This window comes from uncultured Alsobacter sp. (assembly GCF_945952055.1).
In the GTDB taxonomy this organism is placed as follows: Bacteria; Pseudomonadota; Alphaproteobacteria; order Rhizobiales; family Beijerinckiaceae; genus Alsobacter.
The window spans coordinates 19,984-38,940 of record NZ_CAMFHB010000047.1 but is presented as its reverse complement, the minus strand read 5'-3'; the positions used below and the strand labels follow the sequence as shown (position 1 = coordinate 38,940).

The 18,957-nt window shown below is 71.6% G+C and carries 18 protein-coding genes; 4 read left to right on the top strand and 14 right to left on the bottom strand.

Annotation, left to right across the window (positions count from 1 at the left end; all coding sequences use genetic code 11):
• The first annotated feature begins 123 nt into the window (after positions 1-123).
• A complete protein-coding gene (gene dapA, locus Q0Q47_RS25275; RefSeq protein WP_293866716.1) occupies positions 124-1,017 on the top strand; it encodes a 4-hydroxy-tetrahydrodipicolinate synthase in 894 nt (297 codons plus the stop codon).
• A 25-nt stretch (positions 1,018-1,042) separates the two neighbouring features.
• Positions 1,043-1,516, top strand: a complete 474-nt coding sequence (smpB, locus tag Q0Q47_RS25270; RefSeq protein WP_293866741.1) for an SsrA-binding protein SmpB — start codon at positions 1,043-1,045, stop codon at positions 1,514-1,516.
• Positions 1,517-1,675: 159 nt separating this feature from the next.
• Here smpB and Q0Q47_RS25265 read toward each other — a convergent pair whose 3' ends face one another.
• The 5 genes from Q0Q47_RS25265 to Q0Q47_RS25245 are packed head-to-tail and all read right to left on the bottom strand — an operon-like array spanning position 1,676 to position 7,164.
• On the bottom strand, positions 1,676-1,948 hold the full coding sequence (locus Q0Q47_RS25265) for an EscU/YscU/HrcU family type III secretion system export apparatus switch protein (protein WP_293866713.1): 273 nt from the start codon (positions 1,946-1,948) through the stop codon (positions 1,676-1,678).
• Positions 1,945-3,633 (bottom strand): flagellar hook-length control protein FliK, encoded by a 1,689-nt coding sequence (locus Q0Q47_RS25260; RefSeq protein ID WP_293866710.1) that lies wholly within the window; start codon positions 3,631-3,633, stop codon positions 1,945-1,947. Before Q0Q47_RS25260 ends, Q0Q47_RS25265 begins: the two co-directional genes overlap by 4 nt.
• A gap of 38 nt (positions 3,634-3,671) precedes the next feature.
• On the bottom strand, positions 3,672-5,132 hold the full coding sequence (locus tag Q0Q47_RS25255; RefSeq protein WP_293866707.1) for an FAD-binding oxidoreductase: 1,461 nt from the start codon (positions 5,130-5,132) through the stop codon (positions 3,672-3,674).
• A complete protein-coding gene (locus Q0Q47_RS25250) occupies positions 5,129-6,409 on the bottom strand; it encodes a class I SAM-dependent RNA methyltransferase (protein WP_293866704.1) in 1,281 nt (426 codons plus the stop codon). The genes Q0Q47_RS25255 and Q0Q47_RS25250 overlap by 4 nt, the downstream gene beginning before the upstream one ends.
• Positions 6,406-7,164 carry a TlyA family RNA methyltransferase gene (locus tag Q0Q47_RS25245; RefSeq protein WP_293866701.1) on the bottom strand — a complete coding sequence of 253 codons (759 nt, stop codon included), beginning with the start codon at positions 7,162-7,164 and terminating at the stop codon, positions 6,406-6,408. The genes Q0Q47_RS25250 and Q0Q47_RS25245 overlap by 4 nt, the downstream gene beginning before the upstream one ends.
• 304 nt (positions 7,165-7,468) lie before the next feature.
• On the opposite strand from Q0Q47_RS25245, the gene Q0Q47_RS25240 reads away from it, so the two are divergent.
• On the top strand, positions 7,469-7,990 hold the full coding sequence (locus Q0Q47_RS25240; protein WP_293866698.1) for a superoxide dismutase family protein: 522 nt from the start codon (positions 7,469-7,471) through the stop codon (positions 7,988-7,990).
• A 211-nt stretch (positions 7,991-8,201) separates the two neighbouring features.
• Here the strand turns inward: Q0Q47_RS25240 and dxs are convergent, their stop codons facing one another.
• From dxs to Q0Q47_RS25225, 3 genes are all read right to left on the bottom strand, one after another.
• Positions 8,202-10,121: a 1-deoxy-D-xylulose-5-phosphate synthase gene (dxs, locus tag Q0Q47_RS25235; protein WP_293866738.1), complete on the bottom strand. Its 1,920-nt coding sequence runs from the start codon at positions 10,119-10,121 to the stop codon at positions 8,202-8,204.
• 104 nt (positions 10,122-10,225) lie between these two features.
• Complete coding sequence (locus Q0Q47_RS25230) at positions 10,226-10,483, bottom strand: exodeoxyribonuclease VII small subunit (RefSeq protein ID WP_293866695.1); 258 nt, start codon at positions 10,481-10,483, stop codon at positions 10,226-10,228.
• 115 nt (positions 10,484-10,598) lie between these two features.
• A complete protein-coding gene (locus Q0Q47_RS25225) occupies positions 10,599-11,066 on the bottom strand; it encodes an Lrp/AsnC family transcriptional regulator (RefSeq protein WP_293866692.1) in 468 nt (155 codons plus the stop codon).
• A gap of 129 nt (positions 11,067-11,195) precedes the next feature.
• On the opposite strand from Q0Q47_RS25225, the gene ald reads away from it, so the two are divergent.
• The gene (gene ald / locus Q0Q47_RS25220; RefSeq protein WP_293866689.1) at positions 11,196-12,314 is read left to right on the top strand and encodes an alanine dehydrogenase; all 1,119 of its coding nucleotides are present in this window, start codon (positions 11,196-11,198) and stop codon (positions 12,312-12,314) included.
• On the opposite strand, the gene Q0Q47_RS25215 is transcribed toward ald, so the two are convergent.
• The 6 genes from Q0Q47_RS25215 to Q0Q47_RS25190 form a co-directional block, all read right to left on the bottom strand.
• The gene (locus Q0Q47_RS25215) at positions 12,281-15,073 is read right to left on the bottom strand and encodes a DUF2339 domain-containing protein (RefSeq protein ID WP_293866686.1); all 2,793 of its coding nucleotides are present in this window, start codon (positions 15,071-15,073) and stop codon (positions 12,281-12,283) included. The genes ald and Q0Q47_RS25215 overlap by 34 nt on opposite strands.
• Before the next feature lie 161 nt (positions 15,074-15,234).
• Positions 15,235-16,233, bottom strand: a complete 999-nt coding sequence (locus tag Q0Q47_RS25210; protein ID WP_293866683.1) for an NAD regulator — start codon at positions 16,231-16,233, stop codon at positions 15,235-15,237.
• A 1-nt stretch (position 16,234) separates the two neighbouring features.
• Complete coding sequence (locus Q0Q47_RS25205; protein WP_293866680.1) at positions 16,235-16,747, bottom strand: tyrosine phosphatase family protein; 513 nt, start codon at positions 16,745-16,747, stop codon at positions 16,235-16,237.
• 11 nt (positions 16,748-16,758) lie between these two features.
• Positions 16,759-17,352: an HD family hydrolase gene (locus Q0Q47_RS25200; RefSeq protein ID WP_293866735.1), complete on the bottom strand. Its 594-nt coding sequence runs from the start codon at positions 17,350-17,352 to the stop codon at positions 16,759-16,761.
• 47 nt (positions 17,353-17,399) lie between these two features.
• Positions 17,400-18,014, bottom strand: coding sequence for a DNA-3-methyladenine glycosylase I (locus Q0Q47_RS25195; protein WP_293866676.1), 615 nt, complete (start codon positions 18,012-18,014; stop codon positions 17,400-17,402).
• Complete coding sequence (locus Q0Q47_RS25190; protein ID WP_293866672.1) at positions 18,011-18,886, bottom strand: folate-binding protein; 876 nt, start codon at positions 18,884-18,886, stop codon at positions 18,011-18,013. The genes Q0Q47_RS25195 and Q0Q47_RS25190 overlap by 4 nt, the downstream gene beginning before the upstream one ends.
• Between the last annotated feature and the right edge of the window lie 71 nt (positions 18,887-18,957).

Below are 18,957 nucleotides of genomic sequence, written 5' to 3'. Positions count from 1 at the left end.
CGACGCAGTTCTCCCCTCGGTGGTTCGCGTCCACCTTGTCCCCTTTCCCCACGCGCATCGAGCGTCTATGTGTGGGACGCGCCGCGACGCGGCGCGGGACGATGTTTTCGGGGGATGCGCGAGATGGCGAAGGGCCACAGGTTCCAGGGATCGTTGACGGCGCTCGTGACGCCGTTCAAGGACGGGCGCCTCGACGAGGCCGCTTTCCGCGCCCATGTCGACTGGCAGATCGAGAATGGCACGCACGGCCTCGTTCCGGTGGGCACGACGGGCGAGAGCCCGACGCTCAGCCATGCCGAGCACAAGAAGGTCGTCGAGATGTGCATCGCCGAGGCGCGCGGACGCGTGCCGGTGATTGCCGGCGCCGGCTCCAACAACACGGTCGAGGCCATCGACCTCGCCGTCCACGCCGAGAAGGCGGGCGCCGATGCGGTGCTGGTGGTCACGCCCTACTACAACAAGCCCACCCAGGAGGGCATGTACCAGCACTTCAAGGCGGTCAACGACGCCATCGGCATCCCGATCATCATCTACAACATTCCCCCGCGCTCGGTGGTCGACCTCAGCGTCGACACCATGAAGCGGCTCTACGAGCTCAAGAACATCGCCGGGGTGAAGGACGCCACCGGCAGCGTGGCGCGCATCTCGCAGCAGCGCGCGGCGATGGGCCCGGAGTTCATCCAGCTCTCGGGCGACGACATCATCGCCATGCCGTCGGTCGCCGCCGGCGCGCTGGGCACCATCTCGGTGGTGTCGAACGTCGCGCCGCGCCTCAGCGCCGAGCGCATGGAAGCGGCGCTGGAAGGCGACATGAAGCGCGCTCTCGCGCTGCAGGACCGGCTCGTGCCGCTCGACGTCGCCATCTTCCTGGAGCCGGGCCTCGCCGGAGCCAAGTACGGGCTCTCGGCGTTGGGACGCATGTCGGACGAAACGCGCCTGCCGCTCGTCCCCGCGACCGAGCCCACCCGCAAGGCCATCCGCGCCGCGATGGTCCACGCCGGGCTCCTGAACGCCTGAACCGGAGCATCGCGCAGCAGTGGCCATCAAGGGAAAGGACGACCCGAACTACAAGGTTGCCGCCGAGAACCGGAAGGCGCGCTACGAGTACGCGATCAACGACACCTTCGAGGCCGGCATCGCGCTCTCGGGCACCGAGGTGAAGTCGCTGCGCGGCGGCAAGGCCACGATCGGCGAAAGCTATGCCGGGGAGAAGAACGGGGAGATCTGGCTCGTGAATGCCTATATCCCCGAATATCTTCAGGCCAACCAGTTCAACCACGAGACGAAGCGCCCGCGGAAGCTCCTGCTGCACCGGCGCGAGGTCGACAAGCTCGTCGCCGCCATCCAGCGCGAGGGCATGACGCTCGTCCCGCTCAAGATCTACTTCAACGACAAGGGCCGCGCGAAGGTCGAGCTGGCGCTCGCCAAGGGCAAGAAGCTCCACGACAAGCGCGAGACCGAGAAGCAGCGCGACTGGACCCGCGAGCGCGCCCGGCTGATGCGCGACAAGGGCTGAGGCGGCGCCAGTCTCTCCAGACGAGTTCCATCTCTCCGCGTCAGGGCCGGGCTCGGCCCGGCCACCCACGACTTTGCGCTGCCGGGCCAAAGTCGTGAATCCGCGGGCCAGGCCCGGGGAGGACGGTGGAGGGGCTGGTGAATTCCCAAACTGGAAACGTCATCGTGCCGGCCCGCGGCGGTGCCGCAGGACGAAGCCGATCACCGTGGCGACGGCCCTGTAGAGTTCCACCGGGATCTCGTCGTCCAGCGGGATCTTGGCCAGAGCCTCGGCGAGGACGGGGTCGTCCTCCAGCGGGATGTCGTGCGACTTCGCCGTCTCGATGATCTTCTCGGCCGTGGCGCCCCGGCCCTTGGCAGTGACGCGCGGCGCGCCCTGGCGGTCGTACTGCAGGGCGACGGCGAGCCGGCGGGTGTCGGGCGGCGCGCTCATGAGCGCGTGTCCAGGAAATAGCCTGAGGCGCGAACGGCTTGCGCCTGCGGGCTGCCAGGAAGAATCGAGAGATCGTCGACCGTGAAGGCGGCCGCGTCGAGCGTGCGCCGCAGGTCGGGCATCTCGGTCTTGAGCCGCTCGACCATGTCGGGCCGCTCGGCCCACAAGGTGATGCCGATGGCACCGCCGCCGAGCCGCACGCGGGCATGCACCGGCCCCGTCTCGGAGGTGTCGATCGCCACGTCCATGCTCCAGCGCTCCGCGGAGCCGCCGCCGGCCCCCGCGCCGCGCCCGTCCTTCGACACGCGGAACTGCGCGACCGCGGTTTCGCGGCCGACGAAGACCGGCACGTCGAAGACCCAGGCCGGCTGCTGCTGCACCTGGGGCTGGGCCTGCTGGGCGGCCGGCTGCTCGCGCGGCAGGGATGCGAATTGCGACAGCCTGACCCGGTCCAGCGCGCCCTCGGTGAGGGCGAGCAGCGTGTCGCGCTGCGTCGCGGGATCGGCCTGCAGCCATTGGTCCGGCGCGGTCTCGGGAGGCAGCGTGCGCGGAGGCTGGTCGGCCCGGGGTGGCACGACGCGGTCGCGCGAGGGCAGTCCGACGACCGTTCCCGGCTGGTCCTGTTCGGTGGCTCCGTCCATCGGCCCCGCCGGGCGGCCGGCGGTGGCCGCGAGCGTGGCGCCGAAGGCGCGCGCCACGAGCTGGCCGAGCATGGCGGGAGACGCGGCGCGGGAGGCGAGGGCCGTCTCGTCGCCTATGAGCAGGCTTTCCGGCGTTCCGGCGCCGGCCGGTGCAGTGCGCGGCGGCGCGGCGGGATCCGCGCCGTCCTGGCCGCCGGCCATCAGGGCTGCCGTCGCATCCGCGCCGCCGCCGGTGACGCGCGAGGCGGCCGAGGCGAGAAGCCTCGCGGCCGCGCCGGCGTCGGCAGCGGTGCCCGGGGTCGCCGGGCCCGATGTGGGCGGGCGTGGCGGCGTCCCCTCGGGAGCGTCCGCCGTGTCCTGTGCCGCGGTGGACGGCATGTCGGCGGCTTGCGGGCTCCAGGCGGAGAGTGCGCCGCGCAGCGCCACGAGAGCCTGTTTCCAGTCGGGGCGTCCCGACGTCTCCCCCTTGGCTTCGCGGAAGAGGCCGGACTGGCGCATCGCCGCCTGCAGGACGGCGGGATCGAGCGCCTGGTCCGCCCGCAGGGGCAGCGACAGCAGCTGGGCGGCGGCCCGTTGCACGTCGGGCGGCAGCGCGCCGGTCGACTGGGCGAGCAGGGGCACGAGCCTCGACAGGAGGGCCGCCGGGCTCTGCTGCGTGGCGGTGGCGGATCGGGCGGCGGATGCGAGCTGCGTCGCGACGGGATCGAACGGCGGTGCGGACGGCAGCGGCCGATTGGAGGCGGTGGCCGCGGTCTGCGTCCCGGCGGGCGCGCCGCCGGATGCGGTAGAGGCGGTGCCGAGCTGGGTCAGGAGAATGCGGATCCCCGTGTTCTCGACCAAAAGCTGCGCGCGGGCACCGATGGACATCTGTTCGGGCGTGGCAAGGTCGACGAACCCGAACGCCGTGGCGAAGCGGGCGATGCCGTTCTCGAGGATGGCCGTGACGCGCGCCTCGATCGTGCCGGCCGGCAGGGCCGTCGTGGCACCTTCGCCGGTGGCGTAGGCGGTCACGGGGGCGCGCGACTGAAGGCTCTCGATCGGCATGCGGATGCTCCGCCGCCGCGGTTCGTCCGCGGGTTGCCTTATGACGAGGCCACACTCAGGTTGACGAAGGGTAAACCGGGTCGGAGAACTTTGCCCGGATTGAGCGTGCCCCGAGGGTCCAGCGCGGCCTTCAAGGTATGCATCAGCTCGAGAGCCACGGGATCCTTCACCCCGGGCAGCAGGTCGCGCTTCAGTCGGCCGATGCCGTGCTCGGCCGAGATCGAGCCGCCGCGCGCCACCGTCATGCCGTGCACGAGCTCGTTCATCTCGCCCCATTGCGCGAGGAAGGCCTGTTTGTCGCCGCCCGCGGGCTGGCTGATGTTGAAGTGCAGGTTGCCGTCGCCCATGTGCCCGAAGGGCAGGGGACGACAGCCCGGGAAGCGCGCCCGTAGCGCCGCCGAGCACTCGTCGATGAAGTCCGGCACGAGCGCCAGCGGCAGCGAGATGTCGTGCTTCACCGAGCCGCCTTCATGCACCTGGCCCACGGCCAGCGCCTCGCGCAGGCGCCACAGCGCGTTGCGCTGGTCGAGCGAGGAGGCGATCGTGGCGTCCTCCACGAAGCCGGCCTCGATCGCGTCGCCGAGGATGGTCTCGGCCGTCTCCTCCAGGCTCGCCTGCGAGGCCGAGGACAGCTCCATCAGGACGTACCAGGCATGGCGGCCGGCGAGGGGATCGCGGCACCCCTCCATGTGGGTGACGACGATGTCGATGCCGAAGCGCGGCATGAGTTCGAAGGTGGTCACGGCCGTGCCGGCCTGGGCCTTCGCCGCCTTCAGCAGGTCGAGCGCGGCGTGCGGCGAGGGGACGCCGCAGAAGGCGGTCACCGTCGAGCGCGGGGCGGGGAACAGCTTCAGGACGGCGGCCGTGATGATCCCCAGCGTGCCTTCCGAGCCGATGAAGAGGTGCTTCAGGTCGTAGCCGGTGTTGTCCTTGCGCAGCTTGCCGAGCCCATTCCAGACGCGGCCGTCGGCCAGCGCGACCTCGAGCCCGAGGACCAGGTCGCGCGCGTTGCCGTAGGCCAGCACCGCGGTGCCGCCGGCATTGGTGCCGAGGTTTCCGCCGATGGTGCAGGAGCCTTCCGAGGCGAGCGACAGGGGGAACAGGCGGTCGACGGCCTGCGCCGCCTCCTGCGCCCGCAACAGGGTCACGCCCGCCTCCACCGTCAGGGTGTCGGAGGTGGGGTCGACCTCGCGGATGCGGTCCAGGCGGGTCAGCGACAGCACCACCTCGCGCCTGGCGTCCTGAGGCATCTGTCCGCCCACGAGGCCGGTGTTTCCGCCCTGGGGCACGATGCCGAAGCCGGCCTCGTTGGCGAGCGCCAGGACCTGCGCGACCTCCGCGGTGGAGCCGGGACGCACCACCGCGAGCGCCGTGCCGCGGTAGATCCCGCGCGATTCCACCAGGTGGCCCGCCATCTCGCCCGGATCGGTCACCACGTAGCGCGGCCCGATCAGTTCGGCGATGCGTTCGAGAAAGGCCGCGCCGTCCATCTGCGTCATCCCAGTGCGCGCCGGGGCCCCTTGGTCCTCGGCTTGTCGAACACGCCCACGAGTTCCACGTGGGCGGAGTGGAGGAACTGGTCCACCGGCGTGACCTCGAGGAGGCGGTATCCGCCCGCGACGAGCGCGGCCGCGTCGCGGGCGAACGTGCCGGCATTGCAGGACACGGCGACCACCCGCGGGACGGGGGAGGCGGCCAGCGCCTTGGCCTGGGCCTCAGCCCCGGCGCGCGGGGGATCGAAGACGACCGCGTCGAAGGTCGCGAGCTCGGGGCCGACCAGCGGACGGCGGAACAGGTCGCGGACTTCGGTCGTCACCGGCCGCAGCCCCTGCGTGAACCGCACCGCCCTATCGAGCGCCGCGACCGCGGCGGCGTCGCTCTCCACGGCATGCACGGTGCTCGCCTGGGCCAGCCTCAGGGCAAACGGGCCGGACCCGCAGAAGAGGTCGGCGACCCGCTTGGCCTTGCCGACGGCGGCGGTGACGAGGTGGGCCAGGGTGTCCTCGCCGGCCGCGGTGGCCTGCAGGAAGCTTCCCGGCGGGATGGCGACGTCGGCCTTGCCCATGCGCACCAGCGGCGGCCGGCGCTCCACGACGACGTCGCCGTGGATCGACAGGCGCGCGAGGTCGAGGTCGTTGGCGAGCCCGACGAGGCGGGCCCGCAGGGACGGACCGGCCGGTCCGTGCCCCCGCACGTCGACGTCGAGGCCGCCGGCCGTCGCCGTCAGTTGCACGTCGAGCGGCTTTCCCGTCTGGGCCAGCAGTTCGGCGATGGCGCGTGCCTTGGGCAAGGCGCGCTCCAGCGCCGGCACCAGCAGCGGGCAGGCCGGGATGGGAACGATGGCGTGGGAGCGCGCGGCCATGAAGCCCAGCGCCACCCGGCCGTCCTCGCCGCGCCGTGCGTGCATGGTGAGGCGGCGGCGGCCGTCGCCATGGGCCATGACGAGCGGGCGAACGGGGGCGTCGAGGCCCGCCTGCCGCAGCGCGGTCGCCACCAGGCCGGTCTTCCAGGCGGCATAGGGCTCGCTGGCCCAATGCTGCGTGGCGCACCCGCCGCAGGTGCCGAACAGGGCGCATGGCGCGTCGACGCGCTCCGGCGACGCGGTTTCCACCGCGACGAGGCGGCCCCGCTCGCCGTCCACCTCGGCGATAACGGTTTCGCCCGCCAGGGCATAGGGCACGAAGACCGGGCCCGCATCGGTGTCGGCGATGCCGTCTCCGCGCTGGCCGATCCTGTCGATGTGGAGCCGGCGACCGGCGAGCGTGTTGACGCTCATGCTGCGCCTCCCTTGTCCTGCGCTTGGCCGCGCGTGGCGACCAGCAGGAATTCGCGGTTGCCGTCGCCGCCCTCGATGGGGGACGGGATAGTGCCCAGCACCGTCCAGCCGAGCGCACCGACGGCATCGGCGGCGGCCTGGCAGACTGCGGCATGCATCTGCGGATCGCGCACGATGCCCTTTTTGACGTGCTCCCGGCCGGCTTCGAACTGCGGCTTCACGAGAGCGACCAGCGTGGCATCGGGCGCTGCGAGCGCGAGAACGGACGGCAGGACGGCCGCAAGGCCGATGAAGCTGACGTCGAAGGTGACGAGGCTCGGCACGGTGCCGATCGTCTCGGCGGTGAGGGCGCGCGCATCGGTTTCCTCGAGCGACAGAAGCCGTGGATGGCCGTGGAGGGCGGGGTGCAACTGGCCACGCCCGACGTCCACCGCGACCACCCGCGCGGCGCCGCGCTCCAGCAGCACCTGCGTGAACCCGCCCGTCGAGGCACCGATGTCGAGGCAGGCCCGCCCGTCCGGATCGATGCCGAAACGATCGAGCGCGGCGGCGAGCTTCACCCCGCCGCGCGACACCCAGGGATGCGGCTTCTCGGCCTCGATCGTGGCGCCGGGCGGGATGGGCTCGGAGGCCTTGCGCAGCGCCTTGCCGTTGACGCGCACGAGCCCCGCGGCGATCGCGTCCTGCGCGCGCGCCCTGCTTTCGAAATGCCCGTCCTCGACGAGGGCGACGTCCGCCCTGCGGCGCGCAGTCATGCTGTCCGGCTCCGGTGACGGGGGTGCAGTATCACGCTGGTGGGCGGGTGCAAGTTCTGGGGGCCGAGGCGGCATCCTGCGTCCTTCGACACGCAGCCTGCGGCCGCTGCTCAGGATGAGGAAGTTTGTTGTTTTTCAACAACAACGGTCCTCATCCTGAGCAGCCCGCGGAGCGGGCGTGGCGAAGGACGCAGGACCTCGTCGCACATCACGGAGCGGCCAAGTGTCCGCTTGCACGCTCCCGGCGGCTCCTTACCATCGCGAGCGTCGATGACGACCGCCATCGTAACCCCCGGAGCTCCCGATGTTTCGCCGTTTGCCCTGCCTGCTGCTGCTGGCCGCGCTCGCCCCCATGCCCGTCTCCGCGCAGACCGCCGAGACCGCCGACGCGCCGGTGATCGACACCAAGGGCGCCAGCATCGGCACCCTGCAACTGCGCGGCAGCGCGGCCGGCACCGTGCTGCGCCTGTCGCTGAAAGCCGGATCGCTGACGCCGGGATGGCACGGCGTTCACCTGCACGCCGTCGGCGACTGCAGCGACACCGACAAGTTCATGAACTCGAAGGCCCACGTGAACCACGACAACCGCAAGCACGGGCTGCTCAATGCCGAGGGCCCGGACAACGGCGACCTGCCCAACATCTACGCCGCCGCCGACGGTTCGGTGAACGCGGAGCTGTTCACGCCCTTCGCCAAGGTCTCGGGCGCCAACGGCCTCAAGGACGCCGACGGCTCGGCGCTCATCGTGCACGCCGCCGAGGACGATCATTCCACCCAGCCCATCGGCAATGCCGGGGCGCGCGTGGCGTGCGCGGTGATCAAGTAGTCGGAGACGCTGAACAGCGGTGCGACCTTCACTGCCTTCGGCGGCTGCTCAGCGCTTGCGAATCTTTCGGAAGTTCAGCTCGCACCTCCCTCTCCGCGTCATGGCCGGGCTTGGCCCGGCCACCCACGACTTTCGCGTGGCCCCGGCATAGTCGTGGATGCCCGGGCCAAGCCCGGGCAGGACGGTGGAGAGGGCGAGCCTGAAAAACTTCTCAGGCGATCTTGGTCGCCTGGGCCTGGCGGCCCAGCGCCTGGAGGACCTTGGCGACGATGCCCTTCGCGTCGAGGCCGGCCTTCGCGTACATGCGCTCGGGCTTGTCGTGGTCGATCCAGTCGTCGGGCAGGATCAGGCTGCGCACGCGCAGCCCGTTGTCCAGGTGTCCTTCGTCGCTGAGGAACTGCATCACCAGCGAGCCGAAGCCGCCGACGCTGCCTTCCTCCACCGTCACCAGCACCTCGTGCTCGCGGGCGAGCCGGGCGATCATCTGCGTGTCCAGCGGCTTGGCGAAGCGCGCGTCGGCCACCGTGGTGGAGAGGCCGCGGGCCGCCAGGTCCTCGGCGGCGACCAGGCATTCGGCCAGGCGCGTGCCCAGCGACAGCAGGGCGATGCGGGTGCCCTCGCGCACGATGCGGCCCTTGCCGATCTCCAGGATGGACCCGCGGGCCGGCATCTCGACGCCCACGCCCTCGCCACGCGGGTAGCGGAAGGCGATCGGACCCTCGTCATAGGCCGAGGCGGTGGCGACCATGTGCACGAGTTCGGCTTCGTCGGCGGCCGCCATCACCACCATCTTCGGCACGATGCCGAGATAGGCCACGTCGAAGGAGCCGGCATGGGTCGGGCCGTCGGCGCCGACCAGGCCCGCCCGGTCGATGGCGAAGCGCACCGGCAGGCTCTGCAGGGCCACGTCGTGAACCACCTGGTCATAGGCGCGCTGCAGGAAGGTCGAGTAGATGGCGCAGAACGGCTTGTAGCCCTCCGTCGCGAGGCCCGCGGCGAAGGTCACGGCGTGCTGCTCGGCGATGCCCACGTCGAAGGTGCGCTCGGGAAAGAGCTTGCCGAAGAGGTCGAGACCGGTGCCCGACGGCATGGCCGCGGTGACCGCGACGATCCGGTCGTCGCGCTTGGCCTCGTCGATCAGGGCGTCGGCGAAGACGCGGGTGTAGGCGGGCGCGTTGGCCTTGGGCTTGGCCTGCGTCCCGGTCACCACGTCGAAGGTCGAGACGCCGTGATACTTGTCCGCCGAGGCCTCGGCCGGGCCATAACCCTTGCCCTTCTGGGTGCGCACGTGGATCAGGATCGGACCCGTCGCCTCGTCGCGCGCGTTCTTCAGGATGGGGACGAGGTGGTCCATGTCGTGGCCGTCGATCGGCCCGACATAGTAGAAGCCCAGTTCCTCGAACAGCGTGCCGCCGGTGACGAAGCCGCGGGCATGCTCCATGGCGCGGGTGATCGTGCGGTCGATGCGCTTGGGCAGGTAGTGCCCCGTGAACTGCTTGCCGATCTCGCGCAGAGTGAGATAGGTGCGCCCCGACAGGAGCCGCGACAGGTAGGTCGACATGGCGCCCACGGGCGGGGCGATCGACATGTCGTTGTCGTTGAGGATGACGATCAGCTTCGAATCGAGCGCGCCGGCGTTGTTCATGGCTTCGTAGGCCATACCCGCCGACATCGAGCCGTCGCCGATCACGGCGATGACGTTGTTGGAGCGCCCGTCGAGGTCGCGCGCCACGGCCATGCCGAGGCCGGCCGAGATCGAGGTCGAGGAATGCGCGGCGCCGAAGGGATCGTAGGGGCTCTCGCTGCGCTTGGTGAAGCCGGAGAGGCCGCCGCCCTGGCGCAGCGTGCGGATGCGGTCGCGCCGCCCGGTCAGGATCTTGTGCGGGTAGGCCTGGTGGCCGACGTCCCAGATCACCCGGTCGCGCGGCGTGTCGAACACGTAGTGGAGCGCCACCGTCAGTTCGACGACGCCGAGGCCGGCTCCCAGGTGCCCGCCGGTGACGGACACCGCGTCGATGGTCTCCGCCCGCAGTTCGTCGGCGACCTGCCGGAGCGAGGAGGCGGGAAGGAGGCGCAGGTCTTCGGGAGTCTCGATGGTGTCGAGAAGAGGGGTCGACGGTCTGGTCACGATGAAGGCGCCCTGTCCTGTCAGACTGACACTCGAAGTGTCAACTCAACCATACACCCGAGGCCGGGCCGTGCAAGCGCAACGCCGAGCCCAACGCACCTTGCCGCTCAACGATCCACGTCCAGCGGCTCGGCGCCCTTCGGCCGGCCGTCGGCAGACAGCGTGATCTTCTCGATCTTCGCCTCCGCCGCGCGCAGCAGCTGCTCGCAATGGGCCTTCAGCGCCTCGCCGCGCGCGTAGATCGTGAGAGATTCCTCGAGCGGCACGTCACCGCGCTCGAGGCGCGCGACGATGGTCTCGAGTTCGGCCATGGCCTTCTCGAAGGGAAGGGCGGCGACGTCGGCGTGGGCAGGAGCTTCGGACAAGGCAGGAGCTTCGGGCAAGGGAGGACCTCCGCGGGACGCGGCCGGTCTAGCAGCGCCACGCCGCGGCACGCAAGCGCTGCAGCGCCGCATTGCGGCGAAACGGCAGACGGGAGCGCTACACCGGCAGCACGGTCGTCCGCTTCACCGTGCGCAGCGTCAGCGTGGACTGCACCCGCACCACGCCCGGCAGCGTGGTGAGCGCGTTGCGGTGGATGCGCTCGAAATCGGCGGTGTCGGCGAAGACCACGCGCACGAGATAGTCGGCCGTGCCGGCGAGCAGGTAGCACTCCAGGATCTCGGGATGCTTGGCGACGGCCGCCTCGAAGGCGTCGAGGCTCTGGCGGCCCTGCTGGTCGAGGGTCACGAACACGAAGGCGGTGCCCGGCAGGCCGGCGGCGGCCTCGTCCAGCAGCATCACCGTGCCCTTCACGAGGCCGCTCTCCTCCAGGATCTTGACCCGGCGCAGGCAGGCCGAAGGGGACAGGTGCACGCGTTCGGCCAGCTCGGCGTTGGTGATGCGCCCGTCCTGCTGCAGGAGGTTGAGGATCGCACGATCCCGCGCGTCAAGGTCGATCGTTCGCATGGTCTTCGCCCAGAGGCCCTGTCCACGCAACGTTATGCGAAGCCTGCGGTTGAAGGAAAGCCGTTTTCGCGGGATCTGCGGCGGCGGCGGCCCCTACACTGATGGGGGGCTCACTCAGCGGAGGACAACATGCGCGTCGGTGTTCCCAGGGAGATCAAGAACCACGAATACCGGGTCGGCCTCGTGCCGTCCTCCGTCGCCGAACTCGTCCACCACGGGCATGAGGTCGTCGTCGAGACGGGCGCCGGCATCGGCTCGGGCATTCCGGACGCCGACTACGTGGCCGCCGGCGCCACGCTCCTCGACGATGCCGATGCGGTCTTCGCCAAGGCCGACATGATCGTGAAGGTCAAGGAGCCGCTTCCCGCCGAGCGCAAGAGGCTCAAGCCCGGCCAGGTGCTGTTCACCTATCTCCACCTCGCGCCGGATGCCGAACAGACCCACGATCTCGTGGCCTCGGGGGCCACCTGCATCGCCTACGAGACCGTCACCGCGCCGACGGGCGGGCTGCCGCTGCTCACGCCCATGTCGGAGGTGGCGGGACGCCTGGCCCCGCAGGTCGGGGCCCATTGCCTGGAGAAGGCGGCGGGGGGACGCGGCATCCTGCTCGGCGGGGTACCCGGCGTGCCGGCGGCCGAAGTGATCATCCTGGGCGGCGGCGTCTCGGGCACCCACGCGGCCACCATCGCGCTCGGCATGGGCGCCAACGTCACGGTCGTGGACCGCTCGGCCGAGGTGCTGCGCCGCCTCGCCAGCCAGTTCGGGACGGGTGTCCGCACCATCTTCTCGACGCGCGACGCGGTGCGCGAGATCGTCAAGCGCGCCGACCTCCTGATCGGCTGCGTGCTGATCCCGGGCGCGGCGGCGCCGAAGCTCGTCACCCGCGACATGCTGAAGACGATGAAGCCCGGTGCGGTCATCGTCGACGTGGCCATCGACCAGGGCGGCTGCTGCGAGACCTCCCACGCGACGACCCACGCCGACCCGACCTACGTCGTCGACAACGTGGTGCACTACTGCGTGGCGAACATGCCCGGCGCGGTGGCGCGCACCTCGACCTTTGCCCTCAACAACGTGACGCTGCCCTTCACCCTCGCGCTCGCCGACAAGGGCTGGCGCCGGGCGCTCGCCGACGACCGCCACCTGCGGGCGGGCCTGAATGTGCATGACGGCAAGGTCACCTGCCAGCCGGTGGCCGAGGCCCACGGCCTGGCCTACGTGTCGGCGGAGGCCGTGCTGGGGCTCTGATCCTCGGGCGGCGCCGGCGGCCGCACGAAGACGAACTTCTGGTAGACGAGCCCGATGCCGACGAGGGCGAGGCCGAGCCCGATGAAGGAGAGCGCCCGCCAGGCGCCCTCCAGTCCGCTCATGTCGAGCAAGAACACCTTTCCGACCGTGAGCAGCACGTAGAGGGCCGAGGCGAGCCGCGCCGGCGCCGAGCGCAGCACGATGCCGATGGCCAGCAGCGCCAGGCCCGTCAGCAGGAACACCGCCGAGTAGGTGTAGCCCTCCGCGTCCGAGGTGCTGCGCCAGAGCGGGATCGACAGCCCGTGGAAGGCGTGCCGGACGGCCATGACCATCCACAGGAAGTGCAGCACGAAGCCCAGCGCGAGGGCGCCCAGCACGAACCAGCGGGCGCGCTTGCCGCGTGCGGTCCGGCCGAGCAGGACCGCCGCGATGGCCGGCAGCAGGTAGCCCGGCAGGAGGGTGTTCAGGAGGAGCCCGCCGAACACCCGCTCGCTGGAATCGAGCAGGGGGTTGTCGAGGATCATGAGGCCCGCCACCGCGCCGGCGAGGCCCATCACGCCGAAGAGATAGGTGGCGAGCCGCAGGACGAGGCTGCGTCGCAGCACCTCGAGCCGCAGCAGGCCCAGCGCGAATCCCAGCGTCGCGAAGACCTGCAGGCCGGCCTCCACGTGGCCCGGCGCCCGCACGTCGAGGGCGCCGTTGACCGCGTGCCGGATCTCGAAGCTGACCAGCAGCCAGGCGAAGATCAGCGCCAGCGCCTCGGCAAGCGCCACGACCTGGTCGTCACGTTGCCGGCGCAGCAGGACCGATGCGGCCGCGAAGGCGACCGCGGGCACGCCGTAGCCCCAGAGCAGCCAGTTCAGCACCGGCATCGACCCGGGGTCGCCGGCGACGACGGTGGGGTTCCAGGCGAGCCTCGCCAGCAGGATCACGCCCATGACGCCGACGGCGTAGCGCAACGTGCCGACCGGACGGCGGGTGGTCACCCAGGCCGCGCCGGCGGCGGTCAGCGCCAGGGCGACGGTGAGCGCGCCCTTGTCCAGCACCATGGTCAGGCCGGCGGCGAGCGCGCCGAGGGCGGCGGCGGCCGTGGCCTCCACCCCGCAGACGCTGGCCGGTGTCGGGTCCTGCGCTTCCTGGCGCTGGAAGACCGCGGCGGCGCCGGCATAGGCCAGGGCCATGGCACCGGCCACGAGGGCGAAGGGGATCGAGCGGTCGAAGTCGGCCACGCGCCACCACGCCATCACCAGCAGGGCGAGGGGACCTGCCGTGCCGGCGGCCGCATAGAGGCCGGCTCCGACGAAACGCAGGCCCGCGCTGCGCGCCAGCCGGGCGAGGGCGCCCAGCGCGAGCGCTCCGGCGGTGGCCGCCGTGAACATGAGGAACAGCCAGAGCGCGTCCGGCATCGGCGGCGACGAGGGAGCCCCCGGCAGCACCGTGACCGGCTCGGCCGCGCTTTCGCCGACGACCGGCCAGGCCCACAGCGCGGCCAGGGCCACGAGGCCGCTCATCAGGCCACCGGCCGCGGCGGCGGGAACGCGCAGGGCCGTGCCCCAGACCAGGGCCACGACGACCCCGGCGAGGAGCGGCCGGCCGAGGCCGAAGCCCCACGCTTGCAGGGCAATGCAGGCGAGCGCCGCGAAGACCCCGAGCGCGGCGGGCGCCAGCGGATCGGGTCTGTCGTCCTCGTCGCCGCGATGCGGCGCGAGCACGAGGAAGCCCGCGGCCAAGGCGGTCTGCACGGCGAACTGGAGCGTCAGTTCGGCCGTGCGCCCGGCGAAGAGCCCGGCCAGCACGAAGGTCCACACGCCGGCCCCGGCCAGAGTGGCGGCCGCGAGCCAGATCCACAGCCGGACCCGCGACAGCCCGTAGCCCGCCGCGGCGACCATCCCGACATAGAGGATGACCGGCCAGGCGTTGGGTTCGCTGGACGAGACCAGGAACGGCGCGCCGTAGGAGGCCACGATGCCCACGGCGGCGAGCGCCGGGCCGTGCAGGGCGGCGGCGGCAAGCGTTGCGAGGGCGATGGCGCCGAGCAGGATGAACGCCAGCGCGGGCCCGATCATGCCGTAGAGCGCGTGGGCGGCATAGGCCGTGCCGAAGGCCGTCAGCGTGCCGGCGGCCGTCAGCACCGCGGGAATGGGGGCGGGCGGCAGCAGCCCGAGTCGGAGAACGGGCGCGCCGCTCTCGCGCCGGCGCATCCATTCGCCGGCCGCCAGCAGGCCCAGGGCGAAAAGGGTGCCGGCCGCGATGCGGGCGCCGGGGCCGAAGAAGCCCTCGTCGATGGCGAAGCGCACCAGGAACAGGCCGCCGAGGCCGAGCGCCAGCCCGCCGACCCAGACCACCCAGCGCGTGCCGATGCGCTCCTCGAGGCTGGGCCGCGGTCCGGCGGGCGGCGGCAGGGGTGGCGGAGGCGCGACGGCCGATTCCGGTTCGGACGCGACGTCGTTGGGCTGCGAGGCGGGTACGAAGACCTCGATCGGCTCCGGCGCCACCGCGTCCGGTGTCGGGATGGTCTTGAAGGCCGTCTCGCTCGCCGCCGGTGCGGCCTGCGGTGTCGGTTCGCCCGCCGGCGCGAAGTCGGGTGCGAGGGGCGCGTCCGGGATCTTGAGGCCTGCTGCCTTCAGCGCGGCCTCGAGCCGCTCGAGGCGGGCCAACGTCTCGCGCCCCTGGTTGCGCGCTCCGACCGCGATGAAGAACCCGACGAAACCCAGGATCGGGATCGCCAGCGCGATCAGAACCAGAATGACCCATTCCATGCGACGCCGAGCCCCCGCCCGCACAATCCGTGCAGGTTGTATCCCCGCGCGCAGTCTAATGCGGCGAGGTCAACAATTGCCAACCTCTGGATGGGGCTGCCGCCGTTATCCCGGCGCCGGTCCCAGCGCGTCGCATGGCAAGGGCGGCCGGAGATCCGTCGTCAGGCGCGGCCGCCCAGGCGCAGGCCCGGGGAGGGGCGCTCCTGCACGACTTCGCGGCGGAAGCGGAAGAGGGCAGCGGGGCGGCCCCCCGTCGTCGCGAACTCGCCCGTGGGCTCGACCAGCGCCGTGCCCTCCACGAGCCTGCGGAAGTTCTGGGTGTGCAGGTGCCGTCCGGAGATCGCCTCGACCGTCTTCTGAAGGGCGGTGAGGGTGAACACCGGCGGCAGGAGCTCGAACACCACCGGCCGATATTTGAGCTTCGCCCTCAGCCGCCCCATGGCGGTGGCGAGGATGCGGCGGTGGTCGAACATCATCGGTTCGCCCAGCGTCGGGGCCGGCGACCAGGCGTCGGCCGCCGGGCGGCCGTCCCGGGCGGCCTCCGCGACGAGCCCTGCCTCGTACAGAAGTTCGTAGCGCTCCAGCACCTTCTCCTCGTCCCACACCTCCGGCTCGCCGGCATCGGCGGAGACGCCGAAGCACAGCCGCAGGCGCTCGGCGCGGGAAAGGACGCGCCGGTCGCCCTCGGCGCGCTCGCCCTCGGTGTCGGCCACCCAGCGGGCGAGGTTGGGCAGAATGGCGCGGTCGAGAATGGCGGGGCGGCCGCCGCGCCAGTCCTCCCAGGGGAAGAACTCGTACCAGCCGCGCAGCCGCACGCCGGGCGGCAGCCTGGCCGTGCTGCCCGCCAGCCGCGTGAGCGCGAGATAGCCGATGGAGACGACGTGGGGCGCCTCGTCGCTCGCGGTGGCGCTACGCCCCCGGTCGCCGAAGGTGTAGAGCTGCTCGACATAGCCCAGCGAAAGCTGGGTCTGTTCGGTCACGAAGGCGCGCAGACCGATCTCGATGGTGCGGTGACCCACCGGATCGAAGCGGCCCGACGGCAGGCCCGGCACGTCGTCGTCGCCGCGCGAGACCAGGATGCGCGGCCCGTTGCCCTCGACGGCGACGACCGCGGCGGCGACGCCGATCTCGATCGGGGTCTCGGGGCGCGCCGCGGCCATGTCACTCCACCTTCAGGTGGAAGGGCGTTCCCTCGAAGGCGTCGGCGCCGCGTCCGATCGCCGCCACCGCCTCCGTCATGCGGCCTTCGCGCCGCAGCAGGGCGTCGGCGACGGACACGAGCCGGGCGTTGGGCGTCGCCGAGGGGGCGCGCAGGCGCAGTTCGCGGGCGAGTTCCGCCTCGTCGCGGTCGGGCCGCAGGGCGCACAGGCTGATGAACGCCGCCGCGGTGGAGCGGCTGATCCCGGCCCAGCAGTGGATGACCATGGGCTTCTCCCGGTCCCATTGTCGGACGAAGCCCAGGAGACGCTCGACATGGTCCTGGCCCGGCAGCACGTGGCCGTCCATGTCCTGGACGATGTCGCTCACGCCGATGAAGAGATGGCGCTCCTGCGGGATCGAGGCGGGGCGCTCCACCGGCGTCGACACGTTGATCAGCGTCACCACGTGGCTGGCGCCGCTCGCCTCCACGGTTTCGTGCAGGCGGGAGAGCGGCGTGACGTGGATCGCGGGCATGGCGTCCTCCCTCAGCTCGGCCGGGCCACGGCGGGCTCCGACCGGGCCGCCTCGATGGCCTCGAACCGCTCCAGGAACCGTGTCTTGGCCTCGTCCGCGCTCCACGGTTCCACGATGTGGTCGATGTCGTGGGGCACCGCGCAGGGGCGGCCGAAGAAGCGCAGGGCCTCGTCGGTGGCAAAGCCCGCGAGCCGCGTCGCCTCGAGGAAGGCGGCGGCCTTGTCGGCCGACTTGGCGAGCACCGCGATCGCCCTGGGTGCCTCGGGGGCGAGGCCGAAGCGCAGGTGGATGGCCGAGAGCAGGCGCTTCTCCACACCCTTGTAGCCGTCTCCCAGCACCGCCTTGAACGGCGAGATGATGTCGCCGATCACGTATTCGGGCGCGTCGTGCAGCAGCACGAAGAGCTCCGCCTCCGGCGCCAGCGCCGGATCCGCGAGGCGCGCGATGGCCGCCACCAGCAGCGAGTGCTGGGCGACCGAATAGATGTGCGCGCCGCGCGTCTGGCCGTTCCAGCGCGCCACGCGCGCCAGCCCGTGGGCGATGTCCTCGATCTCCACGTCGAGGGGGGAGGGGTCGAGCAGGTCGAGCCTGCGTCCCGACAGCATGCGCTGCCAGGCGCGCGGCGCCGCGTCCCGGGCGCTGCGCCGGCCGCTCACCGCGTCTTCTCCGAGAGGGCGCGCACCTCCTCGTGACGGAAGCAGCCGACGAGGTGGTCGTTGACCATGCCGACCGCCTGCATGAAGGCATAGACGATGGTGGGCCCGACGAAGTTGAAGCCTTCGGCCCGCAGCGCCTTGGACATCTTGCGCGAGATCTCGGTTTCGGCCGGCACCTCTTTGGGCGTGCGGAAGCTGTTCTGGACCGGCCGGCCGTCGAGGAAGTCCCACAGGAAGGTCGAGAAGCCCTGGCGCTCCTGGATGGCGAGATAGGCACGCGCCGACTTGACCGCCGATTCGATCTTCGACCGGTTGCGGACGATGCCGGCGTCTCCCATGAGCTCTTCGACGCGCTCGGGGCCCCAGGCCGCGATCCGCTCGGGCTCGAAGCCCTCGAAGGCGCGCCGGAAGTTCTCGCGCTTGCGCAGGATGGTGATCCAGGACAGGCCGGCCTGGAAACCGTCCAGGATCAGCTTCTCGAAGAGCGCGCGGTCGTCGCGCTCGGGCACGCCCCAGTCCGTGTCGTGATAGGCGACATAGAACGGGTCTGTGCCGGGCCAGGGGCAACGGGCCTTGCCGTCGGCATGGATGATCAGGGGCGAAGCGGTCATGCGTCCGGTTTAGCCGGAACCCCCGGGATCGGGAAGGTCGCGAAATCGGGGCGCGACAGGCTGAAGGCGAGGCCGCCGGCCTCCAGTGCCTCCCCGGCGGCGAGTGCGTCCTCGACGCGGTCGAGCCGCAGCATGGCCAGTGCCCGTCCGCCCGGGGCCGCCGAATAAACCCTGCCGGCGGCTTTTCCGCCGGCCATGGCCTCGGTGCCCTCCGGCGGCGACACGCCGTCGGCGAAGGTGACGGGCACAAGCCGTGTGCGCGCCGTGCCCCGGTGCTGCATGCGCGACACGACCTCCTGGCCCACGAAGCAGCCCTTGTCGAAGTCGACGCCGGCAAGCTGGTCCATGTCCGCCTCGTGGGGGAAGGCGTCGCCGTAGACGAAGTCACGGCCGCCCTCGGGAATGCCCATGAGCACGCGGCGGGCGTGGTACGCGTCGCCGTCGGCCGTCGCGCGGGCCGCGGCGCGGTCGCGGGGGAGAATCGCCCGCAGGCCCATCGCCGGCCAGCGCGGGTCCACCGTCTCGACGGCGGCCTCGTCGCCCGCCGGCGGCTCGTCCCAGCTCGCGAGCACCCCGAAGCCCTCCGACACGTCGGCGACCTCGACCTTGGCGCGCAGCTTGTAGAAGCCGAGGCGCTTGGCGAGGTCCGGCGCCACGGCGCGACCCACGTCGAGGAGGAAGCCGCCGTCGGGTGCCTCGAACACGATGAAGTCGAACAGGATCTTGCCCTGCGGGGAGAGCAGGGCGGTCCAGCGGGACTGCCGGGGCGTGACCTTGTCCATGGCGCTCGTCACGAGGCCATCGAGGAAGGTTCGGGCATCGGCCCCCGCGACGCGAACGATCCCGCGGTCGGCGAGGAAGACGGCTGGCATGCGGATTTCCTTTTGGGAACGGGGGACGGCGGTGACGGCGCGCTTGCGCCGATGCTGCACGTTACCTATGC